General features: G+C 72.0%; 14 protein-coding genes. 8 read left to right on the top strand and 6 right to left on the bottom strand.

Annotation, left to right across the window (positions count from 1 at the left end):
- Positions 1 to 17 precede the first annotated feature (17 nt).
- Positions 18 to 611, bottom strand: a complete 594-nt coding sequence (locus tag NIE111_RS25500) for a PadR family transcriptional regulator (RefSeq protein ID WP_238686858.1) — start codon at positions 609 to 611, stop codon at positions 18 to 20.
- A 112-nt stretch (positions 612 to 723) separates the two neighbouring features.
- Between NIE111_RS25500 and NIE111_RS25495 the strand changes: the two genes are divergently transcribed.
- Positions 724 to 2,064, top strand: a complete 1,341-nt coding sequence (locus NIE111_RS25495) for an MFS transporter (RefSeq protein ID WP_238686857.1) — start codon at positions 724 to 726, stop codon at positions 2,062 to 2,064.
- Complete coding sequence (locus NIE111_RS25490) at positions 1,994 to 2,833, top strand: GNAT family N-acetyltransferase (RefSeq protein ID WP_238686856.1); 840 nt, start codon at positions 1,994 to 1,996, stop codon at positions 2,831 to 2,833. The genes NIE111_RS25495 and NIE111_RS25490 overlap by 71 nt, the downstream gene beginning before the upstream one ends.
- A 233-nt stretch (positions 2,834 to 3,066) precedes the next feature.
- Here NIE111_RS25490 and NIE111_RS25485 read toward each other — a convergent pair whose 3' ends face one another.
- A complete protein-coding gene (locus NIE111_RS25485; RefSeq protein ID WP_238686855.1) occupies positions 3,067 to 3,627 on the bottom strand; it encodes a hypothetical protein in 561 nt (186 codons plus the stop codon).
- Between the two features lie 1,202 nt (positions 3,628 to 4,829).
- Between NIE111_RS25485 and NIE111_RS25480 the strand changes: the two genes are divergently transcribed.
- Positions 4,830 to 8,507: an ATP-binding cassette domain-containing protein gene (locus NIE111_RS25480; RefSeq protein ID WP_238686854.1), complete on the top strand. Its 3,678-nt coding sequence runs from the start codon at positions 4,830 to 4,832 to the stop codon at positions 8,505 to 8,507.
- A gap of 48 nt (positions 8,508 to 8,555) precedes the next feature.
- On the opposite strand, the gene NIE111_RS25475 is transcribed toward NIE111_RS25480, so the two are convergent.
- From NIE111_RS25475 to NIE111_RS25460, 4 genes are all read right to left on the bottom strand, one after another.
- On the bottom strand, positions 8,556 to 9,623 hold the full coding sequence (locus NIE111_RS25475) for an NADH:flavin oxidoreductase/NADH oxidase (RefSeq protein ID WP_238686853.1): 1,068 nt from the start codon (positions 9,621 to 9,623) through the stop codon (positions 8,556 to 8,558).
- 69 nt (positions 9,624 to 9,692) lie between these two features.
- Positions 9,693 to 10,985, bottom strand: coding sequence for a dicarboxylate/amino acid:cation symporter (locus NIE111_RS25470; protein WP_238686868.1), 1,293 nt, complete (start codon positions 10,983 to 10,985; stop codon positions 9,693 to 9,695).
- Between the two features lie 168 nt (positions 10,986 to 11,153).
- Positions 11,154 to 11,837 (bottom strand): DUF998 domain-containing protein, encoded by a 684-nt coding sequence (locus NIE111_RS25465; RefSeq protein ID WP_238686852.1) that lies wholly within the window; start codon positions 11,835 to 11,837, stop codon positions 11,154 to 11,156.
- Entirely contained in the window at positions 11,830 to 12,795 is a 966-nt protein-coding gene (locus tag NIE111_RS25460; protein WP_238686851.1) for a glutathione S-transferase family protein, read from the bottom strand. Before NIE111_RS25460 ends, NIE111_RS25465 begins: the two co-directional genes overlap by 8 nt.
- Before the next feature lie 106 nt (positions 12,796 to 12,901).
- On the opposite strand from NIE111_RS25460, the gene pcaF reads away from it, so the two are divergent.
- The 5 genes from pcaF (at position 12,902) to NIE111_RS25435 (ending at position 19,885) form a co-directional block, all read left to right on the top strand.
- A complete protein-coding gene (gene pcaF, locus NIE111_RS25455) occupies positions 12,902 to 14,107 on the top strand; it encodes a 3-oxoadipyl-CoA thiolase (RefSeq protein ID WP_238686850.1) in 1,206 nt (401 codons plus the stop codon).
- Between the two features lie 110 nt (positions 14,108 to 14,217).
- Complete coding sequence (locus NIE111_RS25450) at positions 14,218 to 15,030, top strand: SAM-dependent methyltransferase (RefSeq protein ID WP_238686849.1); 813 nt, start codon at positions 14,218 to 14,220, stop codon at positions 15,028 to 15,030.
- Positions 15,031 to 15,034: 4 nt separating this feature from the next.
- The gene (locus NIE111_RS25445) at positions 15,035 to 17,251 is read left to right on the top strand and encodes a putative bifunctional diguanylate cyclase/phosphodiesterase (RefSeq protein ID WP_238686848.1); all 2,217 of its coding nucleotides are present in this window, start codon (positions 15,035 to 15,037) and stop codon (positions 17,249 to 17,251) included.
- A gap of 125 nt (positions 17,252 to 17,376) precedes the next feature.
- Positions 17,377 to 17,877: a DUF456 domain-containing protein gene (locus NIE111_RS25440; protein WP_112638544.1), complete on the top strand. Its 501-nt coding sequence runs from the start codon at positions 17,377 to 17,379 to the stop codon at positions 17,875 to 17,877.
- A gap of 421 nt (positions 17,878 to 18,298) precedes the next feature.
- Complete coding sequence (locus NIE111_RS25435; protein WP_238686847.1) at positions 18,299 to 19,885, top strand: amino acid permease; 1,587 nt, start codon at positions 18,299 to 18,301, stop codon at positions 19,883 to 19,885.
- The last annotated feature ends 98 nt before the right edge of the window (positions 19,886 to 19,983 follow it).

Below are 19,983 nucleotides of genomic sequence, written 5' to 3'. Positions count from 1 at the left end.
TGTGGTGCGGCCTGGCGTCACTCGGATTCGGCGAGGATCGCGTACAGCTTGCGCCGGGTCTCGTCGAGCACCTGGGCGGCCCGCTCACGCTGATCGTCCGTGCCGTTCATCATCACCTGGCGCAGAGCGTTCATCGCCTGCGCGCCGGAGTCACGGATGTCGTGCCAGCTGCTCACCGCGCCCTGGGCGACGTCCGCCCACGGCGGGGTCTGCGCGGCCTCGGTGGCCTCCGCCTGACCGGCCTCGGTGACAGTGAACCGCTTCCGTCCACCGCTGGGCTCCTCGGTGCTGGCGACGATCACGCCCTCGTCCTCCAGGAGCTGAAGGGTGGGGTAGATCGAGCCCGGGCTCGGCCGCCACGCACCGCCGGTGCGGGAGTCGATCTCCTGGATCATCTCGTAGCCGTGCATCGGCCGCTCGGTGAGCAGGGCCAGCACGGACGCTCGGACGTTGGGGCGTCGGCCCCGACCCCGTCCACGGCCCCGGCCGCCCCAGGGGCCGCCGTGTCCGTGCTCGTGGCCATGACCGTGCGGACCGGGCGGGACCGGCGGGAAGCCGAACCCCCGCATCCGGGCCTCGTGCATCGGGTGGTGCTGTCGGTGGAACCTCATCGGGTTCTTCCTTCCCTAGGACTATCGCTGATGCATCAACGATATATCGGCAATGCATCGCCGACAACCCTCATTTACCAAACCGTACGTACGTCTTGTTAAAGTCTCGGTCATGCGCCTGCTTCCCCCGCCGGGTCCGGCCCGGGTCCTCACCCTCGGCACTCTGGTCAAGACCGTCGGGCGGGGCCTCTGGCTCGTCGCCAGCGCGCTCTTCCTCACCCGGTCGGTCGGCCTGTCGGCCACCCAGGTCGGCGTCGGGTTGACCATCTCGGCCCTGGTCGGTGTGGTGGCCAGCGCCCCAAGCGGCTACCTGGCCGACCGCGTAGGCCCCCGCGGTGTGCAGGTCGGCGCGCTGTTCGTCGCCGGCACCCTGACGGTCGGCCTGGTCGCCGTCCGGTCGTTCCCCACGTTCCTGCTGGTGGGAGCGGCCACCGCGCTGGCCGACGCGGTCGAGCGAGGTGCCCGCGGCGCGCTGATCGCCGGAGCGATCCCCGCCGACCAGCGGGTCCGCACCCGCGCCTACCTGCGGGCCACCACCAATGTCGGGATCTCCGTCGGCGCCGTCCTCGGCGGCTTCGCCATCGCCGCCGACACCCGAACCGGATACGTCGCGCTCATCCTGGCCTCGGCGGCGACATCACTGGCCGCAGCAGTGGTCTTCCTTCGACTGCCAGCCGTCGCCCCGGTCGCCGCCCCGACGCACGGCCCTCGGCTGGTCGCCCTACGGGACCGCCCGTTCCTCGCCTTTACAGTGGTCGACGGGCTGATGTCGATGCACTTCAGCCTGCTCACCATCGCCCTGCCGCTGTGGATCGCCGGCCACACCCGGGCCCCCGCCTGGATGGTCTCCGCGTTGACGCTGGTCAACACCGTGCTGGTGGTGCTCCTTCAGGTACGCGCCGCGAATACCGCCGCCACACTGCCCGGAGCCGCCCGCGCCGCCCGCCGAGCGGGCGTGGCCATCGCCCTGGCCTGCGTACTCTTCGCCGCCAGCGGCGCGCTGCCCACCACCGGCGCGGTGTGCCTGCTCGGCCTCGGCGCGCTCGCGCACGTCACCGGGGAGCTGTGGCACTCCGCCGCCGGCTGGGGGATCTCCTTCGGGCTCGCGCCGGCGGACGCCCAGGGGCAGTACCAGGGGGCGTACGGCATGGGCTACGAACTGGGCAAGATGCTCGCACCGGTCGTGGTGACCACCCTCGCGCTCGGCTGGGGCGTACCTGGCTGGCTCGTGCTCGGTGCGCTGTTCCTCCTGCTCGGAGCCTTGGTGCCCCCGGTCGTCCGCTGGGCCGGACGGACCCGGCCGATCAGTGGGCCAGCAGAACCGGTGCCGGCCTCGCCACTCGACCGGCGGAGTGGGGGGTCGATCTGGCAGGCTGATAGTCGTGCTGACGGTGCCGGTACGCCAACTGGGGGAATCGGAGCGCCGCGCGGTCGAGCGACTGCTCGACCATGACCCGTTCGCGGGCGCGCAGGTCGCCGAGCGGATCGCCGCGCGCGGACTCTCCTGGTGGCGAGCCGAGGGCAGAATCCTGGGGTACGGGGCTCGCCGCAACCTTGAGTCACTCTGCTGGCTCGGCGGCAACCTGACCCCGGTGCTGGCCAGTGACGCCGCGGTGGCTGCCTTCGCCGACCTGCTCGCGGGCGAGGAACGGCTCTGCTCCTCGATCGTCGGCCGCGCCGATGCCGTCCTCGGGCTGTGGGACTGCCTCTCCGACACGTGGGGGCCAGCGCGAGACGTTCGCCCCAATCAGCCACTGCTGGTCACCGACACGCTGCCGCCCGTACCGGCTGATCCGGAGGTACGCCAGGTTCGCTCCGGCGAGGTCGACCGGCTCTTCCCGGCAGCGGTGTCCATGTACACCGAGGAGGTCGGCGTCTCCCCGCTTGCCGAGGACGGCGGACGCAGCTACCGCCGGCGGGTCAACGACCTGGTCCGGACCGGCCGCGCGTACGCCCGCATCATCGACGGCAAGGTCGTGTTCAAGGCCGAACTGGCAGTGGTGACCAAGCGGACGGCGCAGATCCAGGGCGTCTGGGTGGCACCGGAGTGGCGAGGCAGGGGGATAGCGACCGCCGCCATGGCAGCCGTGGTCCGCGACGCGCTGCTGCGGGTCGCCCCCACCGTCAGCCTGTACGTCAACGACTTCAACCTCCCGGCCCGCCGCGTCTATGAGCGCTGCGGCTTCCAGCCGATCGGCACCCTGGCCACAGTCCTCTTCTGACCGCTGCCGGTTGCCACGCGCGGCGGCGGTGATGTCCCGCAGATCTTGGACACTTTCCGTTCGCGCTGGACGGAAAGTGTCCAAGATCTGCGGATTCAGGTCTGCGGACTCGGAGCAGAGAAACACCGCTGGCCGGCACCCCGGGTTGCGGGTGCCGGCCAGCGGTCGGTGTCCTGCTGTGGTGTTGTCGTGCCGTCTGCTTGGGTGCTTGTGGTGTGGTGCGGTGGTGCGGGTCAGCTGTTCCAGTGCTGGCCAACGAGATCGGTGGCCTGCTGCTCCCACTGGGCGTAGGCGTCCGGGTACGCCGACACCTGCACCGTCTGCGCGGCGTCGGTCAAGGCCATGTCCTGCCACCCGTCGACCTGCTTCAAACCCTTGAGGAACGCGGTCGTGGAGTACTCAGGGTCGGTGATCTGCTCCGGCGTACCCCAACCCGAGCTCGGGCGCTGTTGGAACAGGCCCAGCGAGTCGTGGTCGTTCAGGTCGCCCAGGTGACCCAGGTTCTCTAGCTTGGACTCCTGCAGGCTGGTCGCGATCGAGATGACCGCGGCCCGCTCCGGGAGGCCGGCCTTCTTCGTGGCGGCGATGATCGCCTTCACGTTCGCGGTCTGCTCGTCGTTGAGGGTGATGTGGGACTGGTCGCCCTGCGGCTTCGGCGCCGCCGACTGCACGGTGACCGCGACCGGCTTGGCATCCACCGGGTTGGCGTGGGCGGCGATCGGGCCGGCGAACACACCACCGGCGAACGCGAGACCAGCAACAGACAGCATGCTCTTACGGAAGATCGTGTTCATGGGGGTAGCTCCTTCGGGGGTTGAACACCCACACACACCGATCGGGGGAACGGCGGTTGATGGGTGTGAGCACCTCGTCCGGCGCTGCATCAAACGGGGAAAAAGTCTTGGGGGGTGACACCGTGTGGGGCGTCGGGTCGGCGACCTGCCGAGCGCGGGGGCTCGTGGCGCCGGGACCCTGTGTAACGACCCGGGGGCCGGGGTCATTTCGGGGGGTGGCCCACCTGCCGGCACCCTCGTCGAGGCGGTGCCTGCGGTCGTTCGTGGGGGTTGTAACGACCGGGGGGCCGGGGTCATTCCGGGGTTGGCCCACCTGCCGGCACCCTTATCGAGGCGGTGTCCGTCGGTCGTTCGTGGGGACTGTAACGACCGGGTGGAGGCTGGCATTCCAACCTGCGCGACCAGCCCTCAGGGGTCGGGCGGCGGGCCGGTAGGTACTGCGATCGTCAGGGTATGTAACGACCCCGGCCCGGCCACGATTCCGGCCTGAGGGTGCGCCCAGTCACCACCCACAAACACCCACCAACGGACGAACCACCCACACCCACCGGGCCGACAGCGCCGAACCGGCCCTCACCTGCGTGATCCACTCGGGTTCACGGAAGTCGGGCATCCTGGACGCCCCGGACGGCGCGACTTGAAGGAACCCGAGTCGACAAGAAGCGTCCGATCGCATCGCGATCGGCTACATCAGGCCAGACCGTGTGAAACGCCTAAATTGCCGGCAGGGCTGCCGGCACCGTCCCCCGGGCCCGCCGGCCCTGACCTGCCCACCGCGCCGGCTTCGCCGCGGGCCTGCCGGTTCTGACCGGCCGGCCGCGCCGTCTCTGACCCCCTGATCCGCCAACCCCCGGGCCTGCCAACCCCCGGGCCCGCCAACCCCCGGGCCCGCCCACCCGCGGGCCCGCCCACCCGCGGGCCCGCCCACCCGCGGGCCCGCCAACCCCCGGGCCCGCCTACTGTGCCGTGCTTGCCGGCTTTGCCACCGCCGTCTGCGGGGCTGACCCCGAAACCGCCGGTTCGGCGCCCCCTGTCTGGTTCAGGTATCGGGCGGTGCGGCCGTGGCCGCAGCATCGAGCAGGTCGGCTGTCCCGCTGGCGGAACGGACGGAAGCCCAGCTCAGAGACGGGAAAATCGGTTGAGTTGACGGGGTGGTGCCGGCAGGCTGAGGTCTCCGCCACCCACGTCCCGGAGGACTTTTCATGCGCCTGCTCCGTGATCTGTGGGGGACTTCAACCCGTCGTGTGACGATCGTGGCCGTCCTGATCGTGCTGGGCGCCGCGGGGCAGGCGGGCGCGTCGGCCCTGGCCGGCGCGGTGCTGGTGCATCGTTCGGCTGGCTTCTTCGTCGTACTGGCCGCAGCCCTTGTCGCCGTGGTCCTCAGCGACCTCGCGGTGAGTCTGCTGATGGCCGGCCTGACCGCCGACTGGTCCGCCGACGTGCGTCGCCGCCTCTGCCGTGTCGCTCTCGGGCAGGACCTGCCCACCCTGGAGACCACTCCGGTGGGCGAGTTGCTGGACCGGATCGACGGGGACGTCTATCAGGTGGCGTCGGCAATTCGTAACCAGGGCACCCGGCTCGCCCAGGGTCTTTGCGTCGGTCTGTTGTCGATGGTCGTGGCGGTGTTCGTGTGGTGGCCGGCGGGGATCGCGATGCTGCTGCTCACTGTGGTGCTCGCGGTCGGCCTGCGCCGGCCCACGGCGCGGATCGGCCCGGCCCGGATGGCCGAGGAGGAGGCGTGGTCCGACCTGGCCGCCGTGATGGAGGAGGCGGTGCACGGCCAGGACGACGTACGCACCAGTCTGGCGCGGCCGTACGTGCTGCGGTTGTACGCCCGGCGGGCCTCTGCCGTGCTGTCCCGTGGCCTGGTGGTCTGGGTGCTGTCCGCCCGGGTGGCGACGGTGGCCACCGCGACGATCCGGGCGGGCATCGGCGCGGTGGTGCTCGGCGGTGCCTGGGCGTTGGCTACCGGCCGGATCGACGCCGCCCGGCTCACCGCCATCTGGTTGCTCGCCCTGGCCTTCGGGGCGACAGCGGAGCACGTCAGCCGGATGGTGCCGGAGATCCAGGAGGCGCTCGGCGCGTGGGCGCGGGTGCAGTTGCTCTACAAGGCCCGGCAGGAGCCGGTCGGCGGGGCCAGCCCGAGCGAGGGTGACCTGCGCATTCGGGACCTGACATTCGGGTACGGGGAGAGTGACCGGGGGGCCGCGCTGCGCGGGCTCAGCCTCACCTTCGCGCGCGGTCGCTCGTACGCGCTGATCGGGCGGACCGGTTCGGGCAAGTCGACGCTGGCGAAGGTGCTCACCCGGGCGGTCGACGTGCCGCCGGGCACTGTCTTCCTCGGCGGCACCGATCTGTGCGACCTCGACGTCGAGCAGCTGCGCCGCTGGGTGGCGTTGGTGCCGCAGCGCACCGAGATCCTTGCCGGCACGCTCGCTGAGAACGTGACGCTCTTCGACCCGGAGTTGCTCGACGCGGCGGCTCGGGCGCTCGACGAGCTGGGCCTGGCCAGCTGGATCGCCGAGCTGCCGGACGGGTTGACGACCCGGCTGGGGGAGGGCGGGCACGTGCTCTCCGCCGGTCAGGAGCAGTTGGTGGCGTTCGCCCGCATCCTGGTCCGGGAGCCGCACGTGGTGATCCTCGACGAGGCCACCGCACGGCTGGACCCGGTCACCGAGGCGCGGGTGCAGCGGGCCACCGAACGACTACTGCGGGAGCGGATCGGCATCGTCATCGCGCACCGGCTCTCCTCGGTGCGCCGCTGTGACGAGGTGGTCGTCCTGGCCGACGGCGCGGTGGTCGAGGCCGGTCCGCTGGAGACGTCGACCCGCTTCGCCGAACTCCTGGCGACCAGCCACGCCGCCGCGTACGCCGCTGTGGCGCCGGCCGGTCGCACCGGCGTCGGCACCGACCTTCTGGTCGGCCCCGGCCCGGACGCGTGGCCGAGCGGGCCGGCACCCGCGCCGGGTGAGCCGATCGTGGCGAACGAGCACGCCGCCTGGCCGACCGAGCCGATCGTGGCGAACGAGCACGCCGCCTGGCCGACCGAGCCGATCGTGGCGAACGAGCACGCCGCCTGGCCGACCGAGCCGGCATCGACGCGGGCTGAGCCGAACGCGAAGGCCACGCGGGAGACACCGCCCGACAGCACGCGGGACGCGGTCGGGCCGACCCGGGCCGACCCGCCGCCGCTGCCGCCGGTGCCGCCGGCCCGGACACTGCGGGAGATCTTCCGACTCTGCACCAACGATCCCCGGTACGGTGCGGCCGCGATCGTGCTGTTCCTCGGGCTCAGCCTGCTCGGGCTGGACGGCCCGGTGCTGCCCTGGCTCTGGGCGGACCTGGTCGACGGGACGGGCAACCCGTACCTGCCGGCCATGGGGATCGTCGCCGGATTGCTGGTCACCCTGCCCCTGCCGTTCTACACCCACGTCTGGTTCCCGCAGTGGTGGGTGCGGCAGATGCTGCGGATCGGCCTTCGCCTGGTGCACGGCCAGACCGGGCCGCGGCGGGTCAGCTCACACACCCCCGCCGAGGTGGTGGCGCAGGGCGGGGACACCGAGCGGGTGGTCCAGCTCGCCGACAACGTGCTGGACCAGACCGTCGCGCTGGTGCTCGTCGTCGCCATGACGGCGGTCACCGGCAGCGTCGTACCTGGGCTGTTCTTCCTCGGCACGATGGTCGTCTCCGGGCTGGCCGCGACGTTGTTCGGGCCGAAGCTGGAGCGTGCGGCCCGGGCGACGGTGGCGGCGCGGGCCTCCTTCGCCACGGCGCTGGTCTCCGCGCTCTCCGCGGCGCGGACGGTGAAGCTCGCCGGCGCGACCACTGCGGTGCTGCGCCACCTGGCGAGCCTGGACGTGCTGCGCAGCGACCGGCAGCGACGGGAGATCTCGGTGCAGGTGTGGGCGCGCTCCACACCGTCGATGGCCAGTGGGCTGTTGCCGATCGGCGCTTGGGCGCTCTACCTGAACGGCTCGCTCTCCGCCGGGGCGGTGCTGGTGGCCGTCTCCACCCTGGGCGCGGCCCGCTGGTTCGCCTGGACGACTGCCTCGTTGATCTCCCAGCTGCCTTCGGCGCGGGTCTGGACCCAACGCACTGCGGCGATGACCGGGGTGAGCGCGTACTCAGCGGGGGTGCCGGAGGTCGACCTGACCGCCGGGACGGCGCCGGCGCCGACCATGCCGCCCCGGCATCCGCTGCGACGGCTGGAGCTGCGCGGTTTCGGGGTGGTGCACTCCGACGGCACGGTGGCCGTGCGGGACGTGGACCTCACCGTGCAGCGGGGGCAGTTGGTGCTGGTCGTCGGGCCGGTGGGGTCGGGTAAGTCCTCGTTGCTGCGCGGGCTGGCCGGGATCGTGCACCACACCGGTGAGCTGGCCTGGAACGGTGACCCGGTCACCGAGCCGGAGTTGTTCCTGCGTCCCAACCAGGTCGGCTACGTCGGTCAGCTGCCCCGGGTGCTCTCCGGCACGGTGGCCGACAACATCGCCCTCGGGCACCAGGTGGACGCGGCGGGGGCGGTCAGCACCGCCCAGCTCGACCATGACCTGGCCGCCGCCGGTGGTGGGCTGGGCCTGCTCATCGGGCACAAGGGCACCCGGCTCTCCGGCGGGCAGTTGCAGCGGTTGGCGTTGGCGCGGGCGTTGGCCCCGCGTACCGAACTGCTGGTCGCCGACGACGTGTCGTCGGCGCTGGACGTCACCACCGAGCTGGCGCTGTGGCAGGCGTTGCGCGGCCACGGGGTGACAGTTGTCGGCTCGACAGCGAAACGCGCGGCGTTGGTCCGGGCCGACCACGTCGTGGTGCTGATCGGCGGCACGGTGGCCGCCCAGGGCACCTGGCAGGACCTGGAGGGCGACTGGTCGCACCTGGCTGGCTGACCGGCGGTCGGGCGGCCGCTCACGCGGCGGCCGCCCGGCCGGCCGAGATCAGGAGGCGCGGGCGTACTGGGCGGGGCCGGAGTACGCGACGCCGAGCTTCGCGGCCGCCCGGCGCGGCCAGTACGGGTCGCGCAGCAACTCCCGACCCAGCAGCACCAGGTCGGCCTCGCCGCTGGCGACGATCTGCTCGGCGTGCTCGGGCTCCACGATGAGGCCCACCGCGCCGGTCGGCACGCCGGCCTCGCGGCGGATCTGGGCGGCCAGCGGCACCTGGTAACCCGGGCCGAGCGGGATGCGCTGGTCAGTGCTCACCCCACCGGAGGACGCGTCGACGAGGTCGACGCCGACGCCGGCCAGCTCACCGGCGAGCACCACGCTGTCCTCGATCGTCCAGCCGCCCTCGACCCAGTCGGTGGCGGAGATCCGGGTCAGCACCGGCACGTCCTCGCCGACAGCGGCGCGCACCGCGCGGGCCACCTCCAGGGTCAGCCGCATCCGGGCCGCGCGGTCGCCGCCGTAGGAGTCGGCGCGGTGGTTGGTCAGCGGCGAGAGGAACTCGTTGAGCAGGTAACCGTGGGCGGCGTGGATCTCCACGGCGGCGAAGCCGGCGTCCAGGGCGCGAACGGCTCCGGCCGCGAACGCCTCGACCACACCGGCGATGCCGGCCTCGTCGAGGCTGGTCGGCGTCCGGTAGCCGGCGGTGAAGGGCTCCGAGCCGGGTGCGACGGGCGTCCAACCGCCCTCGGCGTCCGGCACGCCACCGCGCTCGGGTGCCCACGGCCGGTAGGTGGAGGCCTTGAAGCCGGCGTGCGCGAGCTGCACGGCCGGCACCGCGCCGTGGGCGGCGACGAACGCGGTCACCGGTCGCCAGGCGTCGACGTGCGCACCGGACCAGAGGCCGGTGTCCTGTGGGCTGATCCGGCCCTCGGGGAGTACGGCGGTCGCCTCGGTCAGCACCAGGCCGGCACCGCCGACCGCGCGGCTGCCGAGGTGGATCAGGTGCCAGTCGGTGGGCAGGCCGTCGGGGCCGGCGGAGTACTGGCACATCGGTGCCATGGCGATCCGGTTGGGCACCGTGACCCCGCGCAGGGCCAGGGGAGTGAACAGGGAACTCATGGGGTCATCCTCTCCGACACGGCGACGGGCCCCCGGGGAGAGGGGCCCGTCGCCGTGCTGGTGAATCGGTCAGGCAGGAACAGGGCTGAGCTCGGGCCGGGTGTCGGCGACCGGCTCCGGGTCGGTCAGGTCACGCCGGCCGGCGGACTCGTACGCGGCGCGGTCGAGAGTGCCCTCGCGGGCGGCGACCACCGTCGGCACCAGCGCCTGCCCCGCGACGTTGGTGGCGGTGCGGATCATGTCCAGGATCGGGTCGATGGCCAGCAGCAGGCCGGCGCCGGCCAGCGGCAGGCCCAGCGTGCTGAGGGTCAGGGTGAGCATCACGATCGCGCCCGTCAGACCGGCGGTGGCCGCCGAGCCGACCACCGAGACGAAGGCGATCAGCAGGTAGTCGCCGATGCCGAGCTGCACACCGAACACCTGGGCCACGAAGATCGCGGCGAGGGCCGGGTAGATGGCGGCGCAACCGTCCATCTTCGTGGTGGCGCCGAAGGGCACCGCGAACGAGGCGTACTCGCGGGGCACGCCGAGCCGCTCGACGGAGCGCTGCGTCACCGGCATGGTGCCGACCGAGGAGCGGGACACGAAGGCCAGCTCGATCGCCGGCCAGGCGCCGGCGAAGAAGCGCAGCGGGTTGAGGCGGCCGGCCAGGATCAGCACCAGCGGGTAGACCACGAAGAGCACGATGGCGCAGCCGACGTAGACGGCTGTGGTGAACTTCGCGAGGGGGGCCAGCAGGTCCCAGCCGTACGAGGCGACGGCGTTGCCGATCAGGCCGAGGGTGCCGATCGGGGCGAGCCGGATGACCCACCAGAGCGCCTTCTGGACGATCTCCAGCAGGGAGCGGTTCAGCGCCACGAACGGTTCGGCGGCGTCGCCGACCAGCAGGGCAGCGGCACCGATGACGACGGCGAGGAAGACGATCTGGAGGACGTTGCCCTCGACGAACGCGCCGACCGGGTTGGTGGGCACGATGCCGGTGAGGAAGTCGGTCCACGAGCCGGTGTTCTTCGGCGGCGCCGCGCCGCCCAGGTCGAGGGTCACGCCCTTGCCCGGGTTGGTGAGCAGGCCGAGGCCGATGCCGATGCTCACCGCGATCAGCGCGGTGATGCCGAACCACAGCAGGGTCTTGACGGCGAGCCGGGCGGCGTTGGCGACGCCGCGCAGGCTGACCACGCTGACCACGATGGCGGTGAAGACCAGCGGCGGCACGGCCAGTTTGAGTAGTTGGACGAAGAGGCTACCGACTGTGTGCAGGGTGCTGGTCAGCCAGCTCAGGTCGTTGCTGCGGGCAACGAAGCCCAGCGCGACGCCGAGCACGAGGCCGAGCAGGATCTGCACGGAGAAGGGGATTTTGCGCAGGCTGAAGGGCATGAGGATGTATCCAATTGTCTGGTCCGATCGGGGCAGGCGTAGGAACGCGGCTAGCCCGGACAGATGCCACTGGCCTGCAGTCGGAGATCGACATACAGGCGGACAGTGAGGCCCCAGACGTTGGTCATCGCTGGCCGACGATACGCCGATTCCCGCTCATTGGAAGGACCGGACAGCGTGAGGCTCCTTACAGAGGGCCAGCGCGGAGGCGGTGCCCAGACCCCACAGCACCGCGAGGGCGAGGATCAGCCGCTCCAGCACCCCCACCACCGGGCCTCGACCGATCACCAACATCGCCAGCCCCACCGTGGCACAGAGCGGCAGGGCCAGCACGGCCGCGACGCCGGCCAGCCGACGCACCGTCCGGCCGGCCGACCCGGAAACGGCCAGCGTGATCATGGCGAAGACCACAGCGGCGGTCGCCGCGATGCTGGCGCCGCCGTGCACCAGGTCCGCCGTCGTCGCGCGCTCGAACGGCGGCAACGGGCAGCCACCGGAACAGGTCACCGCCCCGGACACGGCGGTGAACACGGCCCCGGTGGCGAGCAGCGCCGGGGCCGCCGCCCACACCCCGGGGGGCAGCGCCGCGCCGATCAGCAGCAACGCGCCGGCAAGGGCCAGGATCCCGATCCGGTACGTCGCGGCGTGGGCGCTGCCGGCGATGCCCGCCTCGCTGACGTACCCGGTGAGCCCTGAACCGGGACCGGCGACCACGGCGAGCGTCACCGCCACCGCACCGGCCAGCGTGCAGCCGGCCGCCGCGGACCCGGCGACCCGGCGGGCGACCTCGCCGCGGGCCCTCGGCACCGTCGGGGCGGCCGGCCGACCCGGTTCAGCCACGCCCGTGCGGCGTGCTCCAGCCGGACTCGTCCGGCCCGAGTGGCACGATGCCGCTGGGATTGATCTCCCGGTGCGTGCCGTAGTAGTGCCGCTTGATGTGGTCGAAGTCCACCGTCTCGCCGAAGCCCGGCGTCTGGAACAGGTCCCGCGCGTACGCCCAGAGCACGGGCATCTCGGTCAGCTTGTCGCGGTTGCACCTGAAGTGCCCGTGGTACGCGGCGTCGAAGCGGACCAGCGTGGTGAACAGCCGCACGTCCGCCTCGGTGATCGCGTCGCCCATCAGGTAGCGCTGCCCGGACAGCCGCTCGGAGAGCGCGTCCAGCCGGGCGAAGAGCGCCCGGAACGCCTCGTCGTACGCCTGCTGGGAGGTGGCGAACCCGCACCGGTAGACGCCGTTGTTCACGTCGATGTGGATCTCGGCCATCAGCGCGTCCATCTCCGGGCGCAGCGCCTCCGGGTAGAGGTCCGGCGCGCCCGCACGGTGTAGCGACCGCCACTGCGTGGAGAAGTCGAGGGTGAGCTGCGGATAGTCGTTGGTGACCACCCGGCCGGTCACTGTGTCGACGAGCGCCGGCACTGTCACCCGGCCGGTGTAGTCCGGGTCGGTGGCCAGATACGCCTCGGAGAGGAAGCTCACGCCGAGCACCGGGTCGAAGCCGTCCGGGTCGAGGGCGAACGCCCAGCCCCGCTCGTCCCGGATCGGGTCGACGGTGCCCAGCGAGATCGCGTCGTCCAGCCCGAGCAGGCCACGCACGATCCTCGCCCGGTGCGCCCAGGGGCAGGCCCGGCACCAGACCAGCCGGTACCGGCCGGCCTCCAGCGGCCAGCGGTCCTGCTCGTCCGGGCCGCCGCCGGGCGGCGAGGTGGAGTCGGCGGTGACCCGACCGGTGAACCGGTTCGGCTGGCGGACGAACGCGCCACCGCCGCTGGTCTCTGCGCTGAACTGGGCCCGGGCCATGCCGTCAACCTATCCGCTGCCCGCGCGGATATCCTGGCGGCCGGCAGCCCTCGTGACCCGGTGGGCGTGCCCCACCCCCGCCGTCTGCACCCCCTAAGGACTCGCGATGACCGTGGCATACCTGGTGGCCGGTGTCCGCACCCCGATCGGCCGGTACGCGGGCGCGCTGGCCGGCGTCCGCCCCGACGACCTGGCCGCGCACGTGATCCGGGAACTGGTCGCCCGCCACCCCTCGGTGGACTGGGCACGAGTCGACGACGTCGTGCTTGGCTGCGCCAACCAGGCCGGCGAGGACAACCGCAACGTGGCCCGGATGGCGGCGCTGCTGGCCGGCCTGCCCGAGGAGGTGCCGGGCAGCACCGTCAACCGGCTCTGCGGTTCCGGCCTGGACGCGCTCGCCACCGCCGCCCGGTCCATCGTCGCCGGGGACGCGGAACTGGTGATCGCCGGCGGGGTGGAGAGCATGAGCCGGGCGCCGTTCGTCATGCCGAAGGCCACGTCGGCGTACTCCCGCTCGGCCGAGGTGTACGACACCACACTGGGCTGGCGGCTGGTGAACCCGTTGATGCGTGACGGGTGGGGGGTCGACTCGATGCCGGAGACGGCGGAGAACGTGGCCGCCGAGTACGGCGTGAGCCGCGCCGAGCAGGACGCCTTCGCGTACCGGTCGCAGCAGCGTGCGGCCAAGGCGCAGGCCGACGGCCGGTTCGCCGAGGAGATCGTGGCGGTGTCGGTGCCGGCCGGTCGTCGGGAGACCCGGCTGGTCGAGGTCGACGAGCACCCCCGGGAGACCACGCTCGCGAAGTTGGCCGCGCTGCCCACCCCGTTCCGCGACGGCGGCACTGTGACCGCCGGCAACTCCTCGGGTGTCAACGACGGCGCTGTCGCGTTGCTGGTGGCCAGCGAGGCGGCGGTCGCCCGGTACGGCCTGACCCCGCTGGCCCGGATCGTCGGCGCGGCGGCGGCCGGTGTGCCACCCCGGATCATGGGGATCGGCCCGGTGCCGGCCACCCGCAAGCTGCTCGACCGCGTCGGCGTCGAGATGGGCGCTGTGGACGTGGTGGAGTTGAACGAGGCGTTCGCCGCGCAGTCCGTGGCGGTGTTGCGTGAGCTGGGGCTGCCGGTGGACGCCGACCACGTCAACCCGAACGGTGGGGCCATCGCGCTGGGGCACCCGCTCGGTGCCAGCGGCGCGCGGCTGGCGTTGACCGCCGCCCTGGAGCTACGCCGTCGCGGCGGCCGTCGGGCTCTGGCCACCATGTGCATCGGCGTTGGTCAAGGCATCTCGCTGTTGCTGGAGTCAGCCGCCTAGAGTGGTCCACACCACACGACCCGCGGGTCGACCGGTGCCCACGCGTGCCCGCTGCGCGCCCCGACGCCGGTGCCGTCCCGCGCCGCGGCGATGAACTGGGGAGCACGCTGATGCCGGACGGACTGCCGACCGAGATCGATCTGACCAGGCCGAGCGCGGCCCGGGTGTACGACTACTTTCTGGGTGGGGCACACAACTTCGAGATCGACAGGCAGTTGGCGGAGCAGATCGCCAGCATGACCCCGAATCTCGCCGCCACCATGCGCTCCGGTCGGGAGTTCCTGCGCCGGGCCGTCCGGGTGCTGCTCGACGCCGGCATCGACCAGTTCCTCGACATCGGCTCCGGAATTCCCACGGTGGGCAACGTGCACGAGGTGGCGCAGGCGGTGAACCCCAAGGCCCGCGTGGTGTACGTCGACATCGACCCGGTGGCTGTCGCGCACAGCCGGGAGTTGCTGGCTGGCAACGAGCTGACCGGTGTCATCCACGCCGACCTGCGTGAGCCGGAGCGGATCCTCGCCGAGACCCGACAGCTCGGGCTGATCGACTTCGGTCGTCCGATGGGGATCCTGCTGGCCGGGGTGGTGCACTTCATCCCGGACGCCGACCGGCCCGAGGCGATCCTGGCCACGCTGCGGGCCGCTGCCGCGCCGGCCAGCTTCCTGGTCGTCTCCCACTCCACCTTCGAGGACCAGCCGCAGGAGATGCTGGACGCCCAGCGCCTCTCCGCCCGCACCGCCACCGAGATCACCCTGCGCTCCCGCGCTCAGGTCACCGGCTTCTTCGGCGACTGGACCGTACTGGAACCGGGCGTGGTGCACATGCCGCTCTGGCGCCCGGACTCACCGTCCGACGTGGACGAGCACCCGGAGCGGTTCGGCGCCTTCGGGGGCGTCGCCCGGTACGACCAGCCCGCCGGCTGATCCCGTGGCCGCCGTCCCGGACCCCGCCGGGGTCGATTCCGGTCGGGGCCCCGCCGCGGTCGTCGCCGGCCGGGACCCCACCGGGGTCGTCAACGGTCGGGCGGACGCCCAGGGGTACGCCGCCGACTGGGCCCGCGCGGTGCGTCGGCTCGGTTTCGTGCCGCTCAGCGTGGCCGAGACCGAGCGGCTGCTGCTGGCGCAGACGATCCGGCTGGCCCAGGCGGTACGGGCGGAGCCGTTCAGCGCCCACCCGGCCGAGGAGGTCGGGCGGGCTCTGGTGGAGGCGCACCTCACCGAGCCGCAGGCCCTGGAGTGGACGCTGCACGCGCTCGGCGCGACCTTCGGGCGTCGGGTGCTGTGCGACGGTGACCGGCCGGCCGACCTCGCCGACCGGATCGCGGCGGTGCAGGGCGGGCTGGCCGCCGGGTTCGCCCGGGCGCTGCGCGACCGCACCTTCAGCCAGCAGGAGCGGATCGCCCGGTCGGCCTGGCAGGCGCGCGACGAGGTCGAGCAGGCGCTGCGCGAGAGCGAGGCACGGTTCCGGGCGGTGTTCACCGGCGCCGCGATCGGGATCGGGATCGCCGGCGTGGACGGCCGGATCATCGACGTCAACCAGGCGTTCGCCGACATGCTCGGCTACTCGATCGAGGAGTTGCGCGAGATCAACGTGTCGGCGCTGTTCCACGCCGACGACGCCGCCGGGATGTGGGAGCTCTACCAGGAGCTGATCGAGGGAAAGCACGACGCCGCCCGGGTGGAGAAGCGCTACCACCGCAAGGACGGCACAGTGGTCTGGACGGATCTCGCCGTCTCGCTGATCCGACACGATGGCCGGCCGCGATTCACCGTCGCGATGATCGAGGACATCACCGAGCGGTACGAACTCCAGCAGCGGCTGCGCTTCCAGGCGCTGCACGACCCGCTGACCGGGCTACCCAACCGGACGCTGTTCTTCGAGACGTTGGGACGGGTGCTCGACACCGCTGACGCCGGGCAACGCGTCGGGGTGTGCTTCCTCGACCTGGACGGCTTCAAGGCGATCAACGACAGTCTCGGCCACGACCTCGGTGACCGGCTGCTCGTGATGATCGGCCGGCGGCTGGCCGCGTGCGTGGCCGACCACGGCCACCTGGTCGCCCGGATGGGGGGCGACGAGTTCGTGATCCTCGTCGACGGAGGGGACGACACCGACGACCCGGTCGCTGTCGCGCAGGCCGCGCTGGCCGCCGTCGCGGCTCCGGTCCACGTCGGTGAGCACCAGTTGGCCGTCTCGGCCAGTGTGGGCATCGTGCAGTGTCCGGCCTCGGAGACCACCGCGTCGGAGCTGATGAAGGCCGCGGACACCACGCTCTACTGGGCCAAGGCGGCGGGCCGGGGCCGGTGGGCGGTCTACGACCCGGAACGCGGCGCCCGGGACATCGCCCGCTCGGCGCTGGTCGCCGGGCTGCCCGCAGCACTGGAGCGGGGCGAGTTCGTGCTGCACTACCAACCGATCGTGTCGCTGCTGGAGGGCACCATGCTCGCGGTGGAGGCGCTGGTCCGTTGGGAGCATCCGGAGCTGGGGTTGATCGGGCCCGACCGGTTCATCGGCCTGGCCGAGGAGACCGGTCTGATCGTCCGGCTCGGCGAGTGGGTGCTGCGGCAGGCCTGCGAGGACGCCGAGCGGTGGTGGCGGGAGTTCCCGGACGCCAGGCTGGTGGTCAGCGTCAACCTGGCCGCCCGGCAGGCCGACGAACCGGCCATCGTGGACACCGTCGCTGACGCGTTGCAGACCAGCGGGCTGCCGGCGGAGTTGCTTCAACTGGAGCTGACCGAGAGCGCCGTGATGGGCAGTGCCGGTGAACCCCTGCGCAGCCTGCACCGGCTCGCCGCGCTCGGCGTCCGGCTGGCTGTGGACGATTTCGGCACCGGGTACTCCAACCTGGCGTACCTGCGCCGGCTGCCGATCCACTGCCTGAAGCTCGCCGGTCCGTTCGTCGAGGGCATCCGCGCGGACGGGACCGACGTGGCGGCCGACCACCGCGACGAACGGATCGTCGACGCGTTGGTCCGGTTGGCGCACGCCCTGGAGTTGTGGGTAACGGCCGAGGCGGTGGAGACCGGCGTGCAGGCGGAACGGCTGCGGGCGCTGCGCTGCGACACCGGGCAGGGCCGATACTTCGGTGCGCCCGCCCCGGCCGACGTGATCACCGCCCGGCTGCGCGGCGGAGTGCTGGCGTGAGCGAGCGCAGCGAGCGAATCACCAGGCACGGCGGCGTGGCGCGAGGCTACGGCACGCGGCGAAGCGGAGTGCCGGCGTGAGCGGGGGCCGGTCCGGTCCGGAGGGTGGCGACGGAGGATGGCGGCGTGGATCTGACGGACTCGCAGACGGCGGTGACAGTGGTGGCCGGGCTGGCCATCCTGGCCGGGTTGGCCGGTGTGGTGGTGCCCGGTCTGCCGGCGCTGCCGCTGTGCTGGGGTGGCGTGCTGCTGTGGGCGGTCTTCGGTGGCGCCGGCCTGGGTGGTTGGGCGGTGTTCGCCGCCGCCACGCTGGTCGCCGGGGGTGGCGCCGTAATCAAGTACGCGTGGCCGGGCCGGAACCTGAAGCGCACCGGTGTGCCGACGTCCACGCTGCTCGCCGGTGGGGTGCTGGGCATCATCGGGTTCTTCGTGGTGCCGGTCGTCGGCCTGGTGCTCGGCTTCGTCGCCGGGGTGTGGGCGGCCGAACGGCTGCGGCTGGGCAGTAACCAGCTCGCCTGGCCGTCCACGGTGCAGGCCCTGAAGGCCGCCGGCCTGTCGATGCTTGTGGAGTTCCTGGCCGGTCTGCTCGTCGCCGCCCTCTGGGTAGCCGGGCTCCTCCTGACCTGACCGGCCCGGCCCGTCCCGGTCCGTCCTTGCTCCGCGATCTTGCACTTGCTGTCCCGACATAAGGGGCATCAACGCCGATCTCGACAACCGAAAGTGCAAGATCGGCGGGGCGGGGCGGGGCGGGGTGGGGCGGGGTGGGGTGGGGTGGGTTTGTGGGGCGCGGGGCACTTTTCGGGTACGGCGGAGTGGCCGTACGTGAGAGAGAGGCGTGCCCCGCGCCACCGGGTCGGGCGGTCCGAGCGCCCGGGGTGGGCCCTTGTCGGGCCTGGTCACTGGTCCAGGATGCCGGCCGGGGCAGCCGGTCGGCAACGCAATTAGCCCGACGGCGGTGAGGTTCCCACCGACTACGTATTGACCGCCTTGATCGGCCGGGTCGACACTTTGCCCACTCGCACGCGGAACCACCTCAGGGAGGTGTGCAGTGGCCACGACGCCCGTGCCGACCGCCGAGCAACCGATGGACGACGACGCCCGGCGGCTCGCCGAACTCGGCTACAAACAGGAGTTGCGCCGTAAGTGGAGCGGCTTCTCCAACTTCGCCATCTCCTTCTCGATCATCTCGATCCTGGCCGGCTGTTTCACCACGTTCGGTCAGGCGTGGAACAACGGCGGGCCGGTCGCCATCTCCTGGGGCTGGCCGCTGATCTCGCTGTTCATCCTGATCATCGGCTTCTGCATGGCGGAGTTGGTGTCGGCGTACCCGACAGCGGGTGGGATCTACTGGTGGGCGGCCACCATGGGCCGCCCGGTGCACGGCTGGTTCACCGGCTGGCTGAACCTGATCGGCCTGGTGGCGGTCACCGCCTCGGTGGACTACGGCTGTGCGACGTTCCTCAACCTCACCCTGTCGGCGCTCTTCGACGGCTGGGCCGGGACGCTGCGTCAGGCGTTCGTCCTCTTCGTGATCATCCTGGTGCTGCACGGGCTGATCAACATCTTCGGGCACCGGATCATCGATGTACTCCAGAACGTCTCGGTCTGGTGGCACGTGGCCGGCGCGGCCGTCGTGGTGGCCATCCTGGTCTTCGTGCCCGACAACCACCAGAGCTTCCAGTTCGTGTTCACCGAGCGGTTCAACAACTCCGGCTTCGGCGACGGGGACGTCGGCGGGCTCACGTTCTGGTTCTACGTGCTGCCGCTGGGCTTCCTGCTGACGCAGTACACGATCACCGGCTTCGACGCCTGCGCGCACGTCTCCGAGGAGACCCGGGGCGCCTCGCAGGCCGCCGCCCGCGGACTCTGGCAGTCGATCTTCTACTCGGCGGTCGGTGGCTGGATCCTGCTGCTGGCGTTCCTCTTCGCGGCCACCGACGTCGAGGCGGTCAACGCCGCGGGCGGCTTCTCCGGTGCCATCTTCGAGTCGGCGCTGACCCCGGTCTTCTTCAAGATCGTCATCATCATCTCGACCATCGGCCAGTTCTTCTGCGGCATGAGCTGCGTGACCTCGATGAGCCGGATGGCGTACGCGTTCAGCCGGGACCGTGCCGTACCGGGATGGCGCCTGTGGTCGACTGTCGACCGCAACGGCACCCCGGTCAACGCGATCATCGGCGCCACACTGGCTGGCCTGGTGCTGACCCTGCCGGCGCTGTACGAGAGCTCCGCCGGCATCCCGATCGCGTTCTACGCTGTCGTCTCCGTCGCGGTGCTCGGGCTCTACCTGTCGTTCCTCATCCCGATCGCGCTCCGGCTGCGGATGGGCGACCGGTTCGTCCCCGGGCCATGGACGCTGGGCCGCAAGTACAAGCTGCTCGGCTGGATCGCGGTGATCGAGATCGCGATCATCGCCGTCTACTTCGTGCTGCCCATCGTGCCCGCCGGGGTGCCCGGCAACGAAGGGTTCACCTGGTCGGCGGTGAACTACGCGCCGCTCGCCGTCGGCGGGGTGCTCCTGGTGGTCGCCGTCTGGTGGTACGCCTCGGCCCGCACGTGGTTCACCGGCCCGGTTCGTACCGTCGAGGAACCCGCTGTGGCGGCCGACCCGGCGCCGGCCGACGGCCCGACCTGATCGGCACCCGGCGGGACGGGCGGTGCTGCCGTCCCGCCGGCCGACGGTCGGGTTTGCCGCACGTGCCGCCGGGGGCATTGACGGTGATCCGGTTTGCC

It is taken from the genome of Micromonospora hortensis (assembly GCF_022230935.1).
Lineage (GTDB): Bacteria > Actinomycetota > Actinomycetes > Mycobacteriales > Micromonosporaceae > Micromonospora > Micromonospora hortensis.
The sequence above is the reverse complement of the archived record's forward strand: the minus strand, read 5'-3'. Positions and strand labels throughout refer to the sequence as shown.